Annotated in this window: 16 protein-coding genes and 1 riboswitch; of the genes, 12 read left to right on the top strand and 4 right to left on the bottom strand. The window is 40.9% G+C overall.

The window, feature by feature from the left end; all coding sequences use genetic code 11:
• The first annotated feature begins 248 nt into the window (after window positions 1–248).
• From A6749_RS25105 to A6749_RS25085, 5 genes are all read left to right on the top strand, one after another.
• Window positions 249–1,232 carry a VanW family protein gene (locus A6749_RS25105; protein WP_066398963.1) on the top strand — a complete coding sequence of 328 codons (984 nt, stop codon included), beginning with the start codon at window positions 249–251 and terminating at the stop codon, window positions 1,230–1,232.
• Window positions 1,233–1,348: 116 nt separating this feature from the next.
• On the top strand, window positions 1,349–2,107 hold the full coding sequence (locus tag A6749_RS25100; protein ID WP_066398956.1) for an SDR family NAD(P)-dependent oxidoreductase: 759 nt from the start codon (window positions 1,349–1,351) through the stop codon (window positions 2,105–2,107).
• 13 nt (window positions 2,108–2,120) lie between these two features.
• Window positions 2,121–2,552, top strand: a complete 432-nt coding sequence (locus tag A6749_RS25095; RefSeq protein WP_066398953.1) for a MarR family winged helix-turn-helix transcriptional regulator — start codon at window positions 2,121–2,123, stop codon at window positions 2,550–2,552.
• A 34-nt stretch (window positions 2,553–2,586) separates the two neighbouring features.
• Window positions 2,587–3,393, top strand: a complete 807-nt coding sequence (locus tag A6749_RS25090) for an SDR family NAD(P)-dependent oxidoreductase (protein ID WP_066398951.1) — start codon at window positions 2,587–2,589, stop codon at window positions 3,391–3,393.
• Window positions 3,394–3,528: 135 nt separating this feature from the next.
• Complete coding sequence (locus tag A6749_RS25085; protein ID WP_066398938.1) at window positions 3,529–5,247, top strand: bifunctional metallophosphatase/5'-nucleotidase; 1,719 nt, start codon at window positions 3,529–3,531, stop codon at window positions 5,245–5,247.
• A gap of 82 nt (window positions 5,248–5,329) precedes the next feature.
• Here the strand turns inward: A6749_RS25085 and A6749_RS25080 are convergent, their stop codons facing one another.
• Window positions 5,330–6,406 carry a sulfite oxidase gene (locus A6749_RS25080; protein ID WP_066398936.1) on the bottom strand — a complete coding sequence of 359 codons (1,077 nt, stop codon included), beginning with the start codon at window positions 6,404–6,406 and terminating at the stop codon, window positions 5,330–5,332.
• Window positions 6,407–6,608: 202 nt separating this feature from the next.
• Window positions 6,609–8,315 carry an MFS transporter gene (locus A6749_RS25075; RefSeq protein ID WP_066398934.1) on the bottom strand — a complete coding sequence of 569 codons (1,707 nt, stop codon included), beginning with the start codon at window positions 8,313–8,315 and terminating at the stop codon, window positions 6,609–6,611.
• A 207-nt stretch (window positions 8,316–8,522) separates the two neighbouring features.
• Window positions 8,523–8,720, top strand: a riboswitch (cobalamin riboswitch).
• 133 nt (window positions 8,721–8,853) lie between these two features.
• Here A6749_RS25075 and A6749_RS25070 point away from each other — a divergent pair.
• The 3 genes from A6749_RS25070 to A6749_RS25060 are packed head-to-tail and all read left to right on the top strand — an operon-like array spanning window position 8,854 to window position 12,653.
• Entirely contained in the window at window positions 8,854–11,142 is a 2,289-nt protein-coding gene (locus A6749_RS25070) for a ribonucleoside-diphosphate reductase subunit alpha (protein WP_066398927.1), read from the top strand.
• 18 nt (window positions 11,143–11,160) lie between these two features.
• The gene (locus A6749_RS25065) at window positions 11,161–12,207 is read left to right on the top strand and encodes a ribonucleotide-diphosphate reductase subunit beta (protein ID WP_066398923.1); all 1,047 of its coding nucleotides are present in this window, start codon (window positions 11,161–11,163) and stop codon (window positions 12,205–12,207) included.
• Window positions 12,204–12,653, top strand: coding sequence for a flavodoxin domain-containing protein (locus A6749_RS25060; RefSeq protein ID WP_066398921.1), 450 nt, complete (start codon window positions 12,204–12,206; stop codon window positions 12,651–12,653). The genes A6749_RS25065 and A6749_RS25060 overlap by 4 nt, the downstream gene beginning before the upstream one ends.
• Before the next feature lie 61 nt (window positions 12,654–12,714).
• On the opposite strand, the gene pepF is transcribed toward A6749_RS25060, so the two are convergent.
• A complete protein-coding gene (gene pepF / locus A6749_RS25055) occupies window positions 12,715–14,529 on the bottom strand; it encodes an oligoendopeptidase F (RefSeq protein WP_066398914.1) in 1,815 nt (604 codons plus the stop codon).
• Between the two features lie 191 nt (window positions 14,530–14,720).
• Here pepF and A6749_RS25050 point away from each other — a divergent pair, with 191 nt between their 5' ends.
• The 3 genes from A6749_RS25050 (at window position 14,721) to A6749_RS25040 (ending at window position 17,389) form a co-directional block, all read left to right on the top strand.
• On the top strand, window positions 14,721–15,206 hold the full coding sequence (locus tag A6749_RS25050) for a PaaI family thioesterase (RefSeq protein ID WP_066398910.1): 486 nt from the start codon (window positions 14,721–14,723) through the stop codon (window positions 15,204–15,206).
• Between the two features lie 249 nt (window positions 15,207–15,455).
• On the top strand, window positions 15,456–16,844 hold the full coding sequence (locus tag A6749_RS25045; protein ID WP_066398903.1) for a M28 family metallopeptidase: 1,389 nt from the start codon (window positions 15,456–15,458) through the stop codon (window positions 16,842–16,844).
• Between the two features lie 152 nt (window positions 16,845–16,996).
• Complete coding sequence (locus tag A6749_RS25040) at window positions 16,997–17,389, top strand: hypothetical protein (protein WP_236719729.1); 393 nt, start codon at window positions 16,997–16,999, stop codon at window positions 17,387–17,389.
• Between the two features lie 29 nt (window positions 17,390–17,418).
• Here A6749_RS25040 and A6749_RS25035 read toward each other — a convergent pair whose 3' ends face one another.
• Window positions 17,419–18,321, bottom strand: a complete 903-nt coding sequence (locus tag A6749_RS25035) for a TetR/AcrR family transcriptional regulator (protein ID WP_066398900.1) — start codon at window positions 18,319–18,321, stop codon at window positions 17,419–17,421.
• Window positions 18,322–18,503: 182 nt separating this feature from the next.
• On the opposite strand from A6749_RS25035, the gene A6749_RS25030 reads away from it, so the two are divergent.
• On the top strand, window positions 18,504–20,042 hold the full coding sequence (locus tag A6749_RS25030; protein WP_066398892.1) for a DHA2 family efflux MFS transporter permease subunit: 1,539 nt from the start codon (window positions 18,504–18,506) through the stop codon (window positions 20,040–20,042).
• Window positions 20,043–20,104: the final 62 nt, after the last annotated feature.

The raw sequence follows: 20,104 nt of genomic DNA, 5'->3' as shown, positions 1-20,104 counted from the left end.
GTTTTATATTTTAGTATAAAAAAGGGACAACCTTCGACATAACCTCTGTACTATAATTGGGGTGCAAAACAGAGTAGTAATTGGGGATTGATACAATAAACAATACATATATCCTATAGGGATTTGCGGATTTCATCTAAATGGCAATTATTTAGTCATATAGACATACGGTTAAGAATACGATGATTTGGTGGAAGGATTCTGTATATGTTACCACAGATTACAGGGTAAGAGGAGAGAAGCTGAAAATGGTAAAGGGGAAATGGACCGTTTCAATCTTACTAATAAGTAGTTTGATAGGTCTTTCCGGGTGTGCTGAAAAGGAAACGGCTGAAAAAGTAACAAAACCAGCAAAGCAAGTGGAAAAGAAGGCTCCGGAGGAACAGATAAAAAAAGAAGAGCCGAAGCCGATTGTCGTCAATGTCATTGACCCGAATACGAAAGAAGTCATTAAAACCTTTATGCCCATTGATATGGGGTTTGAAACCGACCAGGATTCATATAAAAAAGAGCTTGAACAATGGGCAAAAGGGCTGGCTCGTGGAACCGATACAACTCCTGGATATGACCAAAGGATGGAGCTCGATAAAATTAAAAATGGCAAAATTATCAAAGGGAAGCCGCAAGTCATCTTAGAAGAAGAAGAACTGGTGGAAAGAGTGCTGGCGGCTTCGGTAAATGGCGGTGACATTGATCTCCCGATTTATATAAAGGAGAGTGGATATAACCCGGAAGAGATCGATAGTTTAGATGATGTCGTACTGGCGTCTTTCTCGTCCTATTTTAATCCCGGCGTTGTAGGACGTTCCAAAAATATTCAACTCTCTGCCAATGCGATTGATTATGTGATTGTCGGCGATGGGGATGTTTTTTCCTTTAATACAACGGTCGGTCCGAGTGATGCGGCCAATGGTTATCAAAAAGCAAAGGAAATTGTTAATAAGAAGTTGGTAGACGGGATTGGCGGCGGAATTTGCCAGACATCGTCAACATTATTTAATGCCATCGATAAAGTTGGCGTAAGCTATATTGAAAAGCATCACCATTCCTTATCAGTCGGCTATGTTCCTGCAGGCCGCGATGCCACCGTATCATACGGCGGCAAGGACTTTCGCTTTCAAAACACTACCGGAATCCCACTGCTCATCAAAACAATCTACCAACGAGGCAAACTAACCGTCGAAATTCGAACATCAGCCAAATATAAACAGCTTTATGCGAAAGGAAACTAATGGTGTCAGGCACCAAAATCCATAAATTGGATAGGGTGCCTGGCACTTTTTAAGGCAAACTACTTTATTGTTAAATATTTTAATGTTAAAATACTTTTGGAAAGGGGAAATGTTAGATGACTAAACGTTTGGAAGGAAAAACAGCGCTTATTACTGGAGCGGCATCAGGTATCGGGAAAGGAATCGCTACAGCTTTTGTGAAAGAAGGGGCGAAGGTAGCGATTGTCGACCTTAATGAAGAGCTTGGAAATCAAGCGATTAAGGACTTACAGGAATATCAATCAGATTCCATTTTTATTCAAGCGAACCTAATGGAGCATGAGCAGCTTGCTGGTATTGTCAAAAAGGTTGCAGAGCATTTTGGAAAATTAGATATTTTGGTCAATAATGCCCATGCCTCAAGGCAAAATTCGATTGAAGCAACAACGAAAGCGGATTTTGATCTATCCTTTAACACAGGATTTTACCCAACGTTTTATCTTATGCAGGCAGCCCTGCCATATCTAAAAGAAACAAAAGGTAAGATCATTAACTTTGCGTCTGGTGCCGGTATTGAAGGACATGCTAACCAAGCTTCCTACGTTGCTGCCAAGGAAGCCATTCGCGGTGTTTCCCGTGTAGCGGCCAATGAATTTGGACCATATGGAATCAACGTGAATTTGATTTCACCAATTTCTAACTCCCCTGGTGTGGAGAAATGGGCGAGTGAAAATCCTGAATATTACCAGGCTGTCCTTTCTAAAATTCCACTGCAAAGATTTGGTGAGCCGGAAAGTGACATCGGCAGGGTTGCAGTCTTTTTAGCAAGCGCGGATTCTGACTACATTACCGGACAAACCATCATGGTGGACGGCGGATCGATTAAGCTACGGTAGGTGAGGTGGATCAGTGGATAAAAGTAATATTTTCAAATTAATTCATACCGTTGAACTATTCACGAATGAAACAATTATTAAATGGAATCAGACCTTCCAATATAATATTGGAATTTCGCCGATTATTGTCCTGGCAGAATTAAAGCAAAATGGACCACAGCAGCAGACAGTGTTAGCAAAAAGGCTTGGCTATACGCCTGGGGCCATGACAAATATTGCAACCCGGCTCATTAAACAAGAGATGGCAGTACGGAAATATAATGAAAATGACCGCCGCCATGTATTATTGGCGATTACAGAAAAGGGTATGGATGTCCTGAAAGAAGCACAGCAAAAAGGACAAGAACTAAGAGTGGAGCTTTTTCAAGAGTTAACCGAAGAAGAAGTCCAGCAATTTCTCAACATCCATGAAAAATTATTAAACAGAATAAAAAGCCTAAATTAATTTACAACAAAAACTTTTATAAGGAGACAAAAATATGGGACGAGTAAGTGGAAAAACAGCATTAGTAACAGGCGGTGCCTCTGGCATTGGTTTATCAGCAGCAACCTTGCTGGCTAAAGAAGGGGCAAAGGTTGTTATCGGTGATTTTAATGTCGAAGGTGCGAAAGAAGCGGCAAGCCAGCTGAAAAAGCAAGGCTTTGAAGCGGAAGGAATCTTTTTAGATGCATCCAAGGAAGAATCTATTAAGGAAGCGGTAGATTTTACTGTAGATCATTTTGGAACGATAAATGTCCTTTATAATAATGTTGGCTTAACAAATTTAAAAAAAGATTTAGATGTAGTGAATATGGATTTAGATGAATGGGACAGGCTGATGAACGTTAATTTGAAAAGTGTGCTTTTAGGAAGCCGGTTTGCCATTCCACATATGATAAAAGCTGGAGGCGGCTCCATTATTAATACCGCTTCCATGGCAGCATTTGCGGGAGATGCAATGCGATCTGCATACGGTGCTTCAAAAGCAGCCGTTGTGAACCTTACACGTTATATTGCGGCTCAGTACGGTAAGCATAATATTCGCTGCAATGGCGTTGCGCCTGGGCTCATCTTAACACCAGCAGCCAAAAATAACATGCCGCCTGCAGTATTAGATATTTTTGCAAAGTATAACGCATTGCCATATCATGGCGAAGCGGATGATATTGGTAACACTGTATTATTCTTAGCTTCGGATGAATCCAAATTTATCACCGGTCAAACGATTCAAGTAGAAGGGGGCCATTATATGGCGAACCCAAGTATTGCTGATTTTCAAAATTTCTTAGCTAGTGTACAAAAATAATATATTAACGCAAGGGCCGAATTTAGTCATCACACTAGATTCGGCCTTTTTTAATTTAAAAAAAGGATGAATATTCAATTTCATTTTTGCGGAAAATACTTTTGGTTTGTTTAGTAAATTTTAGGAGGATGGAATATGAAATGGATGTATAGAGGGATGGTACCGGCACTTATTTTTTCCTTAATGAGCTTTATGGGCGATTGGTCAGCCGCCGCACAGGTTTCGAATGATCCCATTCAAACTGTGACAGGCAGCAGGCAGAATCCTAATGGAAATCAAGGGCTGTCAAAGGTATACCATGATTTTGTACCGAATCGTCCCGAGGCTAAGCAGAAAAAAACAAAGCCGCCCGCAGCGAGCCAGCGTTTTATACAGGTACAGCTGCTAGGAATTAATGATTTTCACGGTCAATTGAACGTTACCCGTAAAGTAAACGGAAAGCCCGTTGGCCGGGCGGATTATTTGGCCGCGTATTTAAAACAAAGAGCAGCCGAGAATAAGAATACAGTACTTGTTCATGCTGGAGACATGGTTGGGGCAAGCCCGCCAGTTTCTGCGCTGCTGCAGGATGAGCCGACCATTGATTTTTTAAATCGTATGGGTTTTGATATTGGCACCGTCGGAAATCATGAATTTGATGAAGGGGTTACCGAGCTGATGCGTTTGATCAAGGGTGGAACCCATCCAAAGACCGGAAACTTCGCTGGATCTAATTTTCCATGGATTGTTGCCAATGTGATTGATAAAAAGACTGGGAAAACCATTTTACCTCCCTATCAGGTAATGAAGGTAAACGGAATGCCGATTGGTTTTATCGGTGTGGTTACAACCGAAACACCGACAGTTGTAGTCCCAAGCGGGGTCGCCGGAGTGGGATTTACGGATGAAGTAGAAGCCATTAACCGAAACGTCGCGGAATTGAAAAAACAAGGGGTTAAATCGATCGTTGTTTTGGCCCATAACCCTGGTACTTCAGGACCGAATGGGGAAAATCCTCAAGGTCAGCTGGTTGATATCGCCAATCGAGTTGATGATGAAGTAGATGTGATTTTCGGCGGACATAATCATGCCTATATGAATGCCACAATCAATAAAAAATTGGTTGTACAGGCTTATTCTTATGGAACTGCATTTGCCGATGTGGATGTAGAAATTGATCCGAAAACGAAGGATATTGTCACAAAAAGAGCCGAAATTGTTACAACATTCCAGGAAGGAATTGAACCAGACCCGGAAATAAAGAAATTAATCGAGGGCTATGAAGCTAAGGTGGAACCGATTATTAATCGAATCATTGGGACAACATCAGGCGAATTAACCGCAAGGCAGAACGAAAGCGGTGAATCGATCCTTGGTGATTTTATTACCGACGCACAAAGAGAGGCGATGAAGACTGATTTTGCAATTACGAACCCAGGCGGAATCCGTGCTGATATTGATGCCGGCGAAATTACATGGGGAGAGGCTTTCACCGTACAACCATTTAGTAACGAATTAGTGAAAATGACGATGACCGGAAAGCAAATTCGTGATGTGTTAAATCAGCAATGGGGAACAAAAATACAGATGTTGCAAATCTCCGGCTTCAGCTATACCTGGGATCCAAATAAGGCTGTAGGCGATAAAGTGGTCAGCATTAAACTAGCAGACGGCTCGGAAATCAATCCGGATAAACCTTATACGGTAACCGCCAACATCTTCCTATCCGGCGGCGGTGATGGCTTCACCGTTTTTAACCAAGCACAAAACAAGGAAATAGGTCCAACCGACCTAGACGCCTTCGTCAAATACATCGAAGAACAGCCAAAACCATTTACGTACGGAATCCAAAACCGCATCCAAAAGGTACAATAATTTAGGGATGCTATTTTGGTGTCAGGCACCCTAGAAATACATTTTCCGGATTTGTCCTTCTGGAGTGGACAAATCCGGTTCTTTATTCAACTTTTACCCTTACTTTGTCAATGGCGTTATAGCCATAGCCTTTGCGGTTCCAAAATGGGATGCTGGGCTGTTTTCGGTTGTGAGAATCGGCTGCTTTAACCAATAAGGTGTATTCGCCTTTTTTAACCGCATGCCATTCGTATGTCCAGGAAGTCCAAGCGTATTTCTCATTCGAATTTTGTGCTTCTATTTGGGCAGGGTACCAATTGGAGCCATTGTCAGTACTAACTTCAACTTTAGTAATTGTTCCCGCCCCCGTCCAGGCAATCCCTTTAATGAGATGCATTCCTCTATTAAGAATCTCCCTGTTTAATGGCTTTTGGATAGAAGAATTAACATTGAGTACTGTCACTGGAAATGCGCCTGCGTCGGTTTCTTTGTCCGGATAATACACATAATCAACTGCTTGAAACGGGCCGTTGAATTCGTAATCAATAACAGTAATTTGCTTAATCCATTTCACCGAAGCAACCGCATACCACTGGGGAACAATCAGCCTAAGCGGATACCCATGTTTAAAAGAAATTGGCTGATTGTTATATTGATAGGCAATTAATGTATCAGGATGCAGGGCTTTTGATAGCGGGAGGCTGCGGGCGAAGGTAACCGGCTGATTAATGTTAGGCTGTTTCCCGTAATCATAGCCTTCAATCAAAACTTCTTTTGCCCCCGGCTGTACACCACCCGCTAATTCAAGAAGGCTCCTTAGCGGTACACCTTTCCAATACCCCTGACCAATTGCTCCTTTTTCCCACTGGTCACCAAAAACTTTTGGTTCGAAAAAATGACGTTTATTACCTGAACATTCAAGAACTACCTTTAACGTTTTTGATGGCAGCTGGAGAATTTCGTCTAGGGTGAATATCTTTGGCATATGGACTAAGCCATTGACCGGGAGCCAATATATTGTTTGCGGCAGGGATGGATAAGGAAAATGATTCCGCCGGTAAAACAAATCATTGCCAATCGTATCCGTATCAACAAACGAAAGCGGCATTTCCCGATTATCAGGCTGCAGCTTTCGAACAATAAGTGATGGCTTTCCCGAGGACAATGGATATCCTGCCATAAAACCGCCTCCCGAAATGGATTTACTAATATCTATTCCTAAACTTCATACACATGCAGATATTCAAAATTGTAATTAAAAGGAAAGTTGTCCATCCCAGACGGACAAATAAACCGAAATGTCCACGAGTGGTGCCTGACACCACATAAAATGACACCACATGAAACAGACTGCGATCTCACGGAACGCAGTCTTTACACTTTTATTGAAGTCCTTTAATCGATATATCTTTCACCGGCAGGAAGTCATCGCCTGTGTCTAGATATTTCAGGTTCACTTGGTCGCCTTCTTTTAGGTAGATGATGAGTGGTGCCTTTTCAGATGTGATAATAAAGTTTTGCTTGTTATCCAGCAAGAAGGAGACGATTGTGAAGTCACCGGATTTCTCTTTATAAACCCTTAGAACTGTGCCTTCCATTTGCTTTTCCTCAGCTTTCGAGCTGCCGTCGACCGTGCCGCGGCCACGCTGCAATGCTGTTTTATACTGTTTCAATGCTTCGTTCGGCGTCACTCCATATGCAGAGATTTCAGGATTAGCAGCTGACACTATAAAATAATTTTGCAAAAAGCCGTTAGAATCAAGAACAGGGGTCAGCCAGCTGGCTTCGCCATAGAAATTATAAAGAATCGGCATTTTCCCGCGCCATTTCTTTTCAATGAATTTCTTCTCGATAATCTGCAGGGCACCTTGCGAATCCATATAAGATTCTTCAGGATTCCCGGTGTAATAGGTTGCTTTTCCTGTCCGGCTGTTTGTTATGGAATAGCCCAGCATCGAGTCGACGCCTTCTTTAGGACTTGTAAAGTCCGTGAAATAATACATTACGCCATTCTCATCAAAAATAGGGCTGACGTTTGCCTCAGTCCCTTCATCAGAAGGCATCTTCACATCGGACTTACCGAATATGCTGTTCCAATAACCATGGACATAGTTTCCAAAATAGCTGTTTTGCAGGCTGACCACTTCTGGTGCCACAGCCCCGTCAATAAATTCCGGAATCTTAGCTAAAGAATATTCCATTGTTTCTCCCGTTTTGGCATCCACCATCACAATTCCGTCTACATCAAACCCATTACGAGCAGAAACAAATTTACCATAGGATTGTATGTAGTATGGTTTGCCTTCCTCATTCACCTCTAATTGAACATCCCCGTAGAATATCTTTTTCGGATACTGCATACGAATATGCCGTTCAATATTTTGATGGAAAAAGGAGGATGGAGTGTAGGACATTTCTTCTTTAATAAATTTTGGATTTGCCGATGAATCCGTTGCGCTCAAACTGAAATAACCCGGGGTATGATCACCTTTCCACCAGCGGAAAAACCCCGAAAATTCAACTGGTGCTATATAAACATATTCACCATTCACTTTTTGAATCTGTAAATGCCCCAGCTCGTAATAGCTCGTGTTTGGAACCTGGCCAAACGCCTTTTTCATTTTGTTGCGGGCAAACTGCGGCGGCACGCTCGCAGGTGTTTCTTTTTCATCAAATGTCTTGATTTCAACCTTCTCTGTCATCTTTGCCAGCTCGAACTTTTCATTCGCATTAAACAAAAATGCTGTTAAAAAATACACCCCTAACACTAGACTGAAAACAAATAAAAGACCTTTAATTTTCTGTTCTAAGCCTGAGGAAAAGAATGCACCTAATGCCGTAATGACAATGGCTAATGGCCATAATGAAGAAAAATTACGGTCCAAATTAGTAAGGTAATAGAAAATGAACACTGCTGCAATGCCAATGACCATCACCGCAATCAAGCCTGGTCTTTCCGGTTTAAGCGGTTTGGCTTGTTTTCCATGCTTCCCTTTACTTTTTTGATCAGGAACACTGCTATTCATTGGGGTAAGAATAAGTGCAGATACAATTCCAACAATTAAACTAAATAAAAAAATACTCCCCATCATAAGCCCCCTTAACATACAAATTTCATGACCCTTTAAATCATACGTTTGAACCAAAGGAAAGGTTTCATTATGGCCGGTGCCTGACAGAAAATCCAAAAAAACGACATCAAAGCACTTGCATTATTTTGGTATTTATACTATCATTTATATGAATCAATGATACTACATATTGTTGAAATAAATAAAATTAAAACTATATATAGTAGTGTTTGCCTTAAGATAAGATGCCGTTTGGCTTAAAAGGGAATCCGGTGCAAATCCGGAGCTGCCCCCGCAACTGTAAATGCTGACGAAATGGACAAACCACTGTATAAGAGAGCTTAGCAATAGGTGCTTATACGGGAAGGGTCCAAAGTAGAAGGAAGCATAAGTCAGGAGACCTGTCTTTCTTAAGATGTTTCAACTTCTTCGGGGATTGAGAAGATGAAACGGTGGCGGCAAGAGGCTCTCGGATTTTTCCTTTCCTTTTGTTTTGTTATCGTTTCATCCGCTCAGGTTTCCCGAGCGGATTTTTTATTTTTCAGGAGGAAAAAACATGACAATGCTTCAAACAGAATTAAACAATCTCTTAGAAACTATTAATGGAGCAGCGGAAAGATACCAGATTGATGCCGCTGAGCTGATCGAAAGGGTCCAAAATCTACAGCTAACGCAAGCAGAGGAAGCCAATCAGCAGGCATTATTATATGCGGTAAATCAAATTGCCATGGATCAGCCCGATTGGACTTTTGTCGCTGCCCGTTTATACCTTCATGAATTATATGCCGAAGCAGCCAAAAACCGCGGTTATGCCCGAGCTTTAAAATATGGTAATTTCTATAGCCTCATTCAACATTTAACAGAAGCAGGGATTTATTCTCGTGATTTATTAAACTACTACAATAAAACCGAAATTGATGAATTAGCGAAAGAAATTAATCCCGAACAAGATCACTTATTCAACTACATAGGTTTATTTTTACTAGCAGACCGCTATCTGGCTAAAGACCATGACCGGAATGTTTTTGAACTCCCTCAAGAACGCTTCATGATTATCGCCATGACGATTATGAAGAACGAAAAGAACGACAAACGGATACAGCTTATCAAAGAAGCCTATTGGGCATTAAGCCATTTATATATGACCGTTGCCACACCGACACTAGCGAATGCCGGGAAAAGCTTCGGCCAGCTCTCGTCCTGTTTCATTGATACCGTTGATGATTCACTAGATAGCATTTACTTAAACAATTGGGACATCGCCCGCCTAAGTAAAGACGGCGGGGGAATTGGCATTTATTATGGTAAAGTGAGGGCCCTTGGTTCCGATATCAAGAGATTCAAAGGAAACTCCTCAGGGGTTGTTCCATGGATTAAGCTGGTCAACGATACAGCTGTGAGTGTCGATCAATTAGGCCAGCGTCAGGGAGCGATAGCCGTGTACTTAGATGTTTTCCATAAAGACATCATGAACGGCTTCCTTGATCTTAAAACAAATAATGGCGATGAACGGCGCAAGGCCCATGATATTTTTACAGGTGTGGCGATTCCTGATCTTTTCATGAAGAAACTTGAAGAAACCGATGAGCAGGGAAGAAGTATCGGGGAGTGGCATATATTTTGTCCTCATCAGGTAAAACAAATCATGGGCTGGAAGGATGAACAAGGTCATCCATTAGGTTTGGAAGATTACTATGATGAAATCGAGCGAAAATATTTTACTGAAAAATACGAAGAGGCCGTGAATCATCCATTGCTGCCAAGAAAAACCTACAGGGCCATGGATGTCATGGTACGGATTATGGTATCGCAGCTTGAAACCGGCACACCGTATATGTTTTACCGAGATGAAGTAAACCGTCAGAATCCGAATAAACATGTAAATGGAAAGGGTCGGACGTCAATTTATTGCAGTAATCTTTGCACGGAAATCGCCCAAAACATGTCCGCAACGACCATTGTGAAGGAGTACCATGACGAAGAAGGTAATATCGTGATCGTCCGTAAACCCGGGGATTTTGTTGTTTGTAATCTATCTTCTATTAATCTCGCAAAAGCAGTTCCAGCCAATGTGTTGGAGCGTCTAATTAGAATCCAGGTGAGGATGCTTGATAATGTTATCGATTTAAATACGATTTCCGTCGGCCAGGCACAGCATACCAACCAAAAATATCGAGCAGTCGGACTTGGCACTTTTGGCTGGCATCACTTGCTTGCTTTACAAGGGATTCACTGGGAATCACCTGACGCGGTTGCCTATGCAGATGAATTGTATGAAACCATCGCCTTTAATACAATCCAAGCTTCTATGGAACTTGCTAAAGAGAAGGGGGCCTATCAGGCATTCCATGGCTCTGAATGGCAGACAGGAGCGTATTTTTCCAGGAAAAATTACAGCTCAGATAGATGGCAGAAATTACGAGAGGAGGTTGCCCTTCACGGTATCCGTAATGGCTGGTTAATGGCTATCGCGCCAAACTCATCAACCGCGAAAATCGGCGGATCAACTGACGGTATCGACCCCATCTATTCCGTGGAATATGCGGAAGAAAAGAAAAACTTTAAGTTTAAGGTGACCGCACCTGATTTAAATCATCGAACATACAACTATTATCGCCGGGCAAGGCATGAATTGGACCAGCTGTGGAGCATTCAACAAAACGCTGCCAGACAGCGGCACATCGACCAGTCGATCAGCTTCAACTTGTATGTAAAACATGATATTAAAGCCAAAGAGCTGCTTAGCCTTCATTTGGCAGCGTGGAAGCACGGGTTAAAAACAACCTACTATGTCAGAAGCACGTCCCAAGCAGAAATCGAAGCATGTGAGGCTTGCCAAAGTTAACTCTAGGAGGAATCATCAATGGACATCCATTCACCTTTGAAAAAAATCAAATTGTTAAATCCAGAATTCCCAAATAAATCAACAGGGATTATTAACGGTCAATCGTCAGGTCTCTTGAATTGGAATGATATTGCCTACCCACAAATGTATGAATTATATCAGACCCTCTTAAGCAATTTCTGGAAGGCGCAGGAAATTAACATGCAGGACGATATTAAACAATGGGATCAGCTTAGCCCGAAGGAGCAGGATGTGTTCCTACGGATTAATACCCAGCTGGCATCATTAGACAGCCTGCAAACTCCGACGATGTACCAAGTGATGGATTATGTGACAGACTCGAGTTTAAAGGCGATCTTTGCGGTCATTGCCCAGCAGGAGGCAGTTCATAACGAATCCTATTCATATATATTAAGCTCACTCGTACCATTGAAGGAGCAAAATTTCCGTTTTAATCAGGCAAAAAGTGATCCAATTGTGCAGCGACGGAATCAGCTTATACTAGATGCGTATGAATGTTTTCGGAACAATCCGACACCGCAGCATTTATTCCAGCTGGCGGTAAACTCGATTAATCTGGAAGGGATTTATTTTTATGCCGGCTTCGCTTTTTTCTATCATCTGGCAAGACAGCAGAAAATGTTGAAAACAAGCACGATGATCAGCTATATTCAGCGGGATGAAATGCAGCATGCCTATTTCGTGGCACAGTTTATATGCATTTTGTTAACAGAAAATCCGGAATTAAATCATCCTAAGAATATTGAATATATTTATAACACAATTGGACAAGCGGTAGAGCTTGAAAAGGAATGGGCCCATTTTATTTTAAAAGATATTGATGGAATCGACTTGCAGGAGTACGAACTATACACTGAATATCTTGCAAATAAACGTTTTAGACAGCTAGGGCTAGCGAACAAATATGAGGATCGAAAAAATCCAATGCCGTGGATTCATGTTTTTAGCGATGAAATGATGAACGACACTAAGTCCGATTTTTTCGAACAAAAATCAAGGACATATTCGAAAGTATCGCAATCAAATGGATTCGATGAGCTATGAGGGCAGCTATTATATATTCCTCAAAAACCGGGAATACAGAAGAAGTGATTCAGCTTTTATGGAGATTATTTTTGGAAAAACAGGTTCAGGCAGAATGTTTTCGCATCGAAGAATTTCCCATTGAAGATTTGAATGATTACAATGCAGTTGTAATCGGTACCTATACATGGGGAAACGGGGAAATACCTAGGGAAATGCAGGCGATTTATCAAGTGTTTGAAACTCGCAATGTCAAAGAACTCGTAACTGGTGTTGTAGGGACAGGGGATACATGTTATCCCCAATTTTGCGGGGCGGTGAATAAATTTAGAGACATGCTGTTTGTTCAAACAAATCTAGCCGTCACCTTAAAAATTGAATTAGCGCCGCAAATAGAAGATTATGCACGATGTCAAAAATTTGTCGAGTTAATTTTGAACAGAGTAAAAAAACAGCAGTACCATTAAGATGTGAAATTTATCAAAGAAGCCCTGGATGATCTCCAGGGCTTGCTTGTTTAGTAGTAATTTATTCATATGAACGTTCTAATTCATCGATTAATGACCCGACATAGGCAACGGCTTTACGGATTGGTTCAGGAGTCGACATATCCACTCCGGCATGTTTAATTAAATCGAGCGGTTTCATCGTTCCACCTGCACGAAGCACCTCGAGCCAGCGGTCCACAGCGGGCTGACCTTCCTCATGAATCATTTGCGCAACTGCGGTTGAGACGGTTAGACCAGCGGAGTATGTATAAGGATATAAACCCATGTAATAATGAGGCTGACGCATCCACGTTAAGCTTGCGCCCTCATCGATTTCCACTGTATCTCCCCAGAATTCCTTCAAGACAGCACCAGTCGCTTCTGTTAAAGTTTTTGCCGTTAAGGCTTTTCCTTGTTCTGCAAGGGCATAGACTCTGCGCTGATATTCCGCTTCAAGCAGGTGTGTTACGAAGTTATGATAATACGTCCCTAATAGCTGAAGAATCACCCAGCGGCGCATTTGTTGATCGTTTGTATTTGTCAGTAAATGCTGCCCCAGTAACATTTCGTTCATGGTGGAAGGTGCTTCGACGAAATACATCGATGGACGTACATTCATAATTCTTTGATTTTTGTTCGCCAGATAAAAATGTCCCGCATGACCGAATTCATGTGCCAGTGTGAAGCAGCCGCGCATATTGTTTTGCCAGGTAATCAGAATATAGGGATGCGCCCCATATGGGCTGGAACAGAAGGCACCGGTAGATTTTCCGATATTATCCGCCAGGTCTACCCAGCGTTCATTAAAGCCTTGTTCGATTATTGCACTGTATTCAGGCCCCATGACTTTTAAAGAATCTAGGATTAATTGTCGAGCCTCTTCAAAAGTCGTCTTCGGTTCGAAATCGGGGTCTAGCGGGGCTTTTAAATCACAGAACATCATTTGGTCAAGCCCTAATACCTTTTTCTTTAATTGAGCGAATCGACGCATATGCGGTGCCAGTTCTTTATAAATAATGTCTATTTGATTGTTATACATTTCCAGTGTCACCTGCTGCGGATCAAGCAGCATATGAGTGACAGAATCGTAATTGCGCAGACGGGCAAGCGTTACTTGTTTGTTTACTTCGGCAGAATAGGCAGCCGCCATCGTGTTTGTATACTTTTTTAATGAAGTTACAAAAGATTTATATGCTTTTCTGCGTACCTCCATATCGGCAGAGAATTCGTAGCGGTTTTCAAACAGGGCAAATGAGACCGGCTGTTCGTTTCCTTGATCATCCTTTATAGGGGTAAACTCCATATCTGCGAGCTTCGCCATTTGATAGATTTGATATGGTGAACCTTGGAGGTCGCCAAGGGCTGCGAGAACTTCTTCCGTTTCCGGAGAAAGGCGGTGTTTTTTCGCTTCAAGTAGCTCTAATAGATACTTTTTAAACTGCTCCAGACCAGGCTCTTCCTCCAGATAGATATCAACTGTACCATCTTTAAGTGAAAGAATTTCCGAGTTGATAAATGATAGAGCAGCGATGCTTTTTGTCCGTAAAGCAGAGAACTTTGCTGAATTTGCTTGGTTGATCGGATCCGTCCCATCTGCAGATTGCTTCAGGTTCGCATATGTCCATGCTTTAATAATTCTCATTAAATGCTGTTCTTGAGCACCCAGGCAGATTAGCAAAGCCTTTGAACCAGTATGTAATGTTCCTTTAAATTGCTCAAACTGAGCAATTTCCTTTTCGATAACGCCACACTCAGCTTCCCAAGCCTCTTCGGAAGGGAATAAATCCGTTAGATTCCATGTTAACCCCTCAGGAACCTCAGCACGAGATATTCGTTTCTCAGCAATCTTATCCATCCAAAAACCCCCTTATAAATTTCGTAATACTAAGTATAATCTTAATAGTATAATCAATTTAGTCAACCATTTTTTGGTTAAAGGTGTCAGGCACCACTTTATTCCACAATTATTGACCAATGGGATTTTTTGGTGTTATGATAGTTTAATAGAAGGTGTAAGCGTTTTCGAGGAGAAAGGGGATTGTGTTGATGGAAGACAAGGTATTACATGCGATTCAAGATGAGTATCCTGATGATTTTGCCTGGTGTTATGGTTGCGGCCGTTTGAACGAGGCAGGCCATCATTTTCGTACGGGCTGGCAAGGAGATCAGACCGTTACCATTTATTCACCGAAACCTGAACATCATGCGCTGCCTGGTTTTGTATATGGCGGCTTAATTGCATCATTTATCGATTGTCATGGAACGGGCTCCGCTTCCTTGACACTTCATCGTAAAAATGGCCATGAACCAGGGGATGGGGCGGAACCGCCGCGTTTTGTTACAGCATCATTACATGTAAACTTTCTAAAGCCGACACCAAATGGCGTACCGTTAAAAGCGATTGGAACTGTTCATGAGATTCATCCGAAAAAATTTAAAGTCGAAACAGAAGTTTATGCTAACGATATTCTCTGCGCAACAGGCGAGGTCGTAGCTGTTGTGATGCCAAGCACGTTTTTAAAGAAGGAATAGTCTAATCTATAACCCCTTTTAGAATATAGCTAAAAGGGGTTTTTCTATGTAAATAAAAAATAATGTGGATTTTAAAAATATATGTCGATTATTATCGAAATTTTTATAATATTTAGTCTTGTTTAAAGGCAAGATATAATCTAAAATTGTTTGTAATTGTGCCAACTGCACAAGCAAGTTTGCTAGATACATAACATAGCACTATATCTTCACTTAAATGGCAAACGAAAACTATTTAGGAGGCTGGTTATGGTAGTTAAAAGAAAAGGTTCAAAAGTGTTTGCTTCACTCTTGGCTGTATCGATTGCATTTGGTTCGGTAGGGTTCGCATCAGCAGATACTACAAACGGGAAATCTTCTTATGCGCATGATCAAAAGGTGGTAGCAAGAGTTGATGCTAACAGGGCAATCGAACATATCAGATATTTATCTGAGGAAATTGGAACACGACCTGGAGGGCTTGATGCGGAAAAACGTTCAGCAGATTATATTGCCAAAACGTTAAAGAGTTACGGATATGATGTAGAATATCAGTATTTCACTGTTCCAGATCAATATATTGCAAATGTAGCTTTTGCTGATGGAACGTCTTGGGAAATGGCCGCTGCACAAAATGGAAGACTAAGTAATGAGTCTGTAAAAGGACAAGTTCTCTATGTAGATGGTGGAACAAACCTAATTGATTTTCCAGCAAGTACTGCAGGAAAAATAGTGGTTATGCCTCGTGCCAGCACTACAGCGGACTATCGAACACAAGTAGACAATGCTGTAAAATCCGGAGCAAAAGGTGTTATTTTACAAAGTCTTGTCGGCAGCCGTGGAAACTACGGACAAACCTTTAACCCAAGTTTAACAACAAAATACGATGTTCCTGTTTTTGGAGCTGCGTTTATTCAGGGTGAATGGCTAAAGGAAAAGGCAGTGAAGGGACCTGTTGAAATCAGCCTTACTGCCGAACATTTTTCCAATCTTCAATCGGTTAATGTAATTGCAACAAAGGCTCCAAAGACAAAAACCGCTAATACAAAAGAAGTTATTCTTGGTGCCCACCATGACAGCGTTGTTGGTGCCTTTGGGGCAAATGACAATGCTTCAGGGGTTGGTCTAATGCTTGAACTTGCTAGAGTTTATAAAGGATATAATACCGACAAAGAATTGAAATTTATCGCTTTTGGTTCTGAAGAACGCGGATTACTTGGCTCACGATATTATGTAAGCCAATTGACGGAGGAACAAAAAGATAATATTGAAGCGGTATTTGTTCCAGATATGGTTGCAACTAATTATGAAAAAGCCAAAAATCTATACGCGATGACACCAGATGGAAGCACGAATATAGTGACTGACTCCACACTTGCAGCCGGTGCTCGATTAGGTAATTCTGATATCTTACCTGGAACATTTGGTTCAAGTGACCATGTGCCATTCCATCAAGCAGGTATACCTGCAGCCTTATTTATTTGGATGGGAATCGACAGCTGGGATCCGCTTGTTTACCATATTGAAAAAGTTTATCATACACCACAGGATACAATCGCTGATAATATATCAACAGAAAGAATGCAGTCGGCACTCGATATAATTGGCGCAGGATTATTTTCAACTGTAAGAAAAGATGGACCTGCTCATAATAAATAAAAATTAATAATAAACGCCGCAAGAGTTTTTAAACATAGCGGCGTTTATTTTTAATAAAAGACACGTCTTATTAAATAAATTTTCCCATTTTTGAAACAAAATACCCAGTTCATTCGTCTATTTATATGAGTGATGGTTTAGGGGGCTTATAAATGGGACGGATGAAAAAAATAATAATGGCATTTATCATAGTAATAATAGTAGGAAATGGACTAATTGTAACGGGCTTTGGTTCCACGGTTTTTCAGGAAGGGAATCCAGTGCCATTACTTGTTTCCGCCGTAAAGCTTCATCTATCAGATATGGAATATGTACAATTTGCAAAAACAGAAAAGCGGGTTCGCTTTTTATCTTTAAATACAACAACCAACCGCTATGAAGTTGTCAAGAAATGGATGGGTACAAAGGGCTGGGATTTCAAGGAACAAATGGGCTCCGGATTAATCTTTACCAAAGATGGTGAAGATGCAGTAGTTGAAGTGAAACAGTATTCAAAGCACTATTTCGTTTGGGAAATTCAAAAAACCTTTTATATTAATACATAATGACACGACAAAGAAACCCCTAAGATGGATTAGGGGTTTTCAATTTCTACCTGTTTAAAATAATCATCAATTAACTGATCTAATTGGATAAGTTCTTTTTGTGCGACAGGATTCTCTACTGTTTTCAGCTTCTGAAGAACACTTTCAATAAGAAAAGAACGTGGATTTTTCGACTCTATTAATTCTTCCTCAATAAATTCCAGCAATTCCGTGTATTTTACGTGTTCCTGGCTTTGATGAAAAATATTCTTTAATGTAAATAAACTATGAAGGAACTTTTTCCGAAATAAATGACCAGGTTTTTTACAATCCGGCAGCCAGCGTTCGAGAGCCTCCGTTTGAATTAATTGTTCATCCGATTCCGTTAATTCAGCCGCGATATGAGCAATCCTATTTACAGTATAGCGAACAACCTGTCTTATATTTAGATTTTCATCATTAGCCATACGATAAAATTTGATATTCTCACGTAATATCCCCATAAACATGATGGCACAGTCTAGGAGATAACGCTTTTTATCCTCACCAAAAATATCGAGAAAACGGCTATAAATCCAGCGAATATTTCTAATTTGGCCTTTTTCGATAAACTGCTTGAGATCAGCGTCATTCGACACCATCACTTCTTCAAACAATGTAATTAACCTTTTTTTACGGTTCATTGTTAGTTGTATTTCAATTTGCTTAATAAAAGTTTCAATATTAGAGGGATCTTCTCCAATTAAAACCTCATCACGCACCTTTTGCAACTCAATATAAGAAGTTTTAAAAATAGCTATTAATAATTCGTTTTTTGAGGAAAAGTAATTATAAAATGTGCCTTTTGAAATACCGCTATATTCTAAAATATCCTGTATGGAAGTCGCTTGAAACCCTTTTTCAATAAATAATTGATGTGCAGTTTGGACAACATGCTGTTTCCGGTCATTCATACAATCACCTTGGTTTTATATTGTACTACCAGTCTAAATTTATAGTACCTTATTTTTAGAACCATGACAAACCAATATTTCACAAGATTTTTTTATTGCAAAAATTGAACTAGGAGTATAATATAGGAAAGTATGAAACAGGGGTATAAAAAAATGAACACTTAGTTTAAGGGGGATATTTAATGGAAAATGCTCATAAACAAGCGAGCAAGCCGCCATATGGAATAATCGCTGTCCTCATGGTCGGCGCCTTTATTGCATTTTTAAATAATACATTATTGAACATCGCACTTCCTTCTATAATGAAGGATTTAAAGATTGAAGCAGCGACCGTTCAGTGGCTTACCACGGGGTTCATGCTGGTGAACGGTATTTTGATTCCGACCACTGCGTTTTTGATTCAAAAATATACCGTCCGCAGAATATTTTTATCGGCCATGATGCTGTTTACAGTAGGAACAATTATTGCAGGGACTGCTCATGTTTTTCCAGTTTTATTAACAGGCAGAATGCTCCAAGCTTCCGGGTCTGCAATTTTGATGCCAACCTTAATGAATGTTATGCTTGTAAGCTTCCCAGTAGAGAAAAGGGGAGCAGCAATGGGTGTGTTTGGTTTAATCTTAATGTCCGCACCAGCCATTGGTCCAACATTGTCTGGCTGGATCATTGAACATTATGATTGGCGGATGTTATTCCATTTCATTACACCAATCGGAATTGTCGTAATCTTAATAGGCTTTTTCTTAATTAGAGATAAAAAAGAAAAAGTGGATATCCGTCTGGATTTTGTTTCGCTGCTATTATCGAGTATTGGTTTCGGTGGAATCCTTTATGGCTTTAGTTCTGCCGGAAGCAAAGGCTGGGATAGCCCATATGTGTACGGAACTATTGCTATTGGCGCCGTTTCGTTAACTGTATTTATCTTAACGCAGCTAAAAAAAGCACAGCCACTGTTAAACTTCCGAATTTACAAATATCCGATGTTCGCTTTATCTTCAGCGATTACTATGGTTCTAAATATGGCATTGTTTTCAGGGATGCTCCTGCTGCCAATTTACGTTCAAACCATTCGCGGAATTTCACCGATGGATGCAGGTTTAATGCTGCTTCCTGGTGCAATTTTAATGTCACTGATGTCGCCAATAACTGGTAAATTATTCGATAAATTCGGCGGACGCGTATTAGCGATTATTGGTTTAGCCATTACGACGATAACAACTTACGAATTCAGTAAATTACAACTAGATACCAGCTACACGCATTTAATTATTTTGTATTCCGTCCGGATGTTCGGTATGTCGATGGTCATGATGCCGGTATCGACTAACGGTTTAAACCAGCTTCCAGCGCGCTTCTATCCACACGGTACGGCGATGAATAATACTTTGAATCAAGTGGCTGGAGCCATAGGTACGGCCCTCTTAGTTACGATTATGTCAACTCATACAGCTACAAGAGCGAAAGAACTCGGAGAAGCAGCAAAGGCTTCAATGGGGCACATGGCAACACCGCCGACACCGGCAGCAATTGCAGAAATGAAGCAGCAGGTCATGATGAAGGCCATGTTAGATGGGATTAACTACTCATTCGTTGTTGCTACTGGAATCGCGGCAGTTGCGCTTATCCTTGCCTTCTTTATTAAACGCCCTAAGCAAGCGGAGGATCCAGGTGATTTCAAACCTGCGGAAAAACCTGTCGCACGAAAATTAGCAGAAAATTAACAGTAAAGGTGACGATTTTACGTCACCTTTATTTTTTTATTAAGCATATTTGCTTTTTCATT

Source organism: Neobacillus mesonae, from assembly GCF_001636315.1.
GTDB classification, from domain to species: Bacteria; Bacillota; Bacilli; order Bacillales; family Cytobacillaceae; genus Neobacillus; species Neobacillus mesonae.
Note: the sequence above shows the minus strand (reverse complement) of the source record. Positions and strands in the feature narration are given on the sequence as shown.

Coding starts and splice junctions, on each gene's coding strand:
- A6749_RS25105 (WP_066398963.1), top strand. CDS start 249: ATGGTAAAGGGGAAATGGACCGTTTCAATCTTACTAATAAGTAGTTTG.
- A6749_RS25100 (WP_066398956.1), top strand. CDS start 1,349: ATGACTAAACGTTTGGAAGGAAAAACAGCGCTTATTACTGGAGCGGCA.
- A6749_RS25090 (WP_066398951.1), top strand. CDS start 2,587: ATGGGACGAGTAAGTGGAAAAACAGCATTAGTAACAGGCGGTGCCTCT.
- A6749_RS25085 (WP_066398938.1), top strand. CDS start 3,529: ATGAAATGGATGTATAGAGGGATGGTACCGGCACTTATTTTTTCCTTA.
- A6749_RS25080 (WP_066398936.1), bottom strand. CDS start 6,406: ATGGCAGGATATCCATTGTCCTCGGGAAAGCCATCACTTATTGTTCGA.
- A6749_RS25075 (WP_066398934.1), bottom strand. CDS start 8,315: ATGGGGAGTATTTTTTTATTTAGTTTAATTGTTGGAATTGTATCTGCA.
- A6749_RS25070 (WP_066398927.1), top strand. CDS start 8,854: ATGACAATGCTTCAAACAGAATTAAACAATCTCTTAGAAACTATTAAT.
- A6749_RS25065 (WP_066398923.1), top strand. CDS start 11,161: ATGGACATCCATTCACCTTTGAAAAAAATCAAATTGTTAAATCCAGAA.
- A6749_RS25060 (WP_066398921.1), top strand. CDS start 12,204: ATGAGGGCAGCTATTATATATTCCTCAAAAACCGGGAATACAGAAGAA.
- pepF (WP_066398914.1), bottom strand. CDS start 14,529: ATGGATAAGATTGCTGAGAAACGAATATCTCGTGCTGAGGTTCCTGAG.
- A6749_RS25050 (WP_066398910.1), top strand. CDS start 14,721: ATGGAAGACAAGGTATTACATGCGATTCAAGATGAGTATCCTGATGAT.
- A6749_RS25045 (WP_066398903.1), top strand. CDS start 15,456: ATGGTAGTTAAAAGAAAAGGTTCAAAAGTGTTTGCTTCACTCTTGGCT.
- A6749_RS25040 (WP_236719729.1), top strand. CDS start 16,997: ATGGGACGGATGAAAAAAATAATAATGGCATTTATCATAGTAATAATA.
- A6749_RS25035 (WP_066398900.1), bottom strand. CDS start 18,321: ATGAATGACCGGAAACAGCATGTTGTCCAAACTGCACATCAATTATTT.
- A6749_RS25030 (WP_066398892.1), top strand. CDS start 18,504: ATGGAAAATGCTCATAAACAAGCGAGCAAGCCGCCATATGGAATAATC.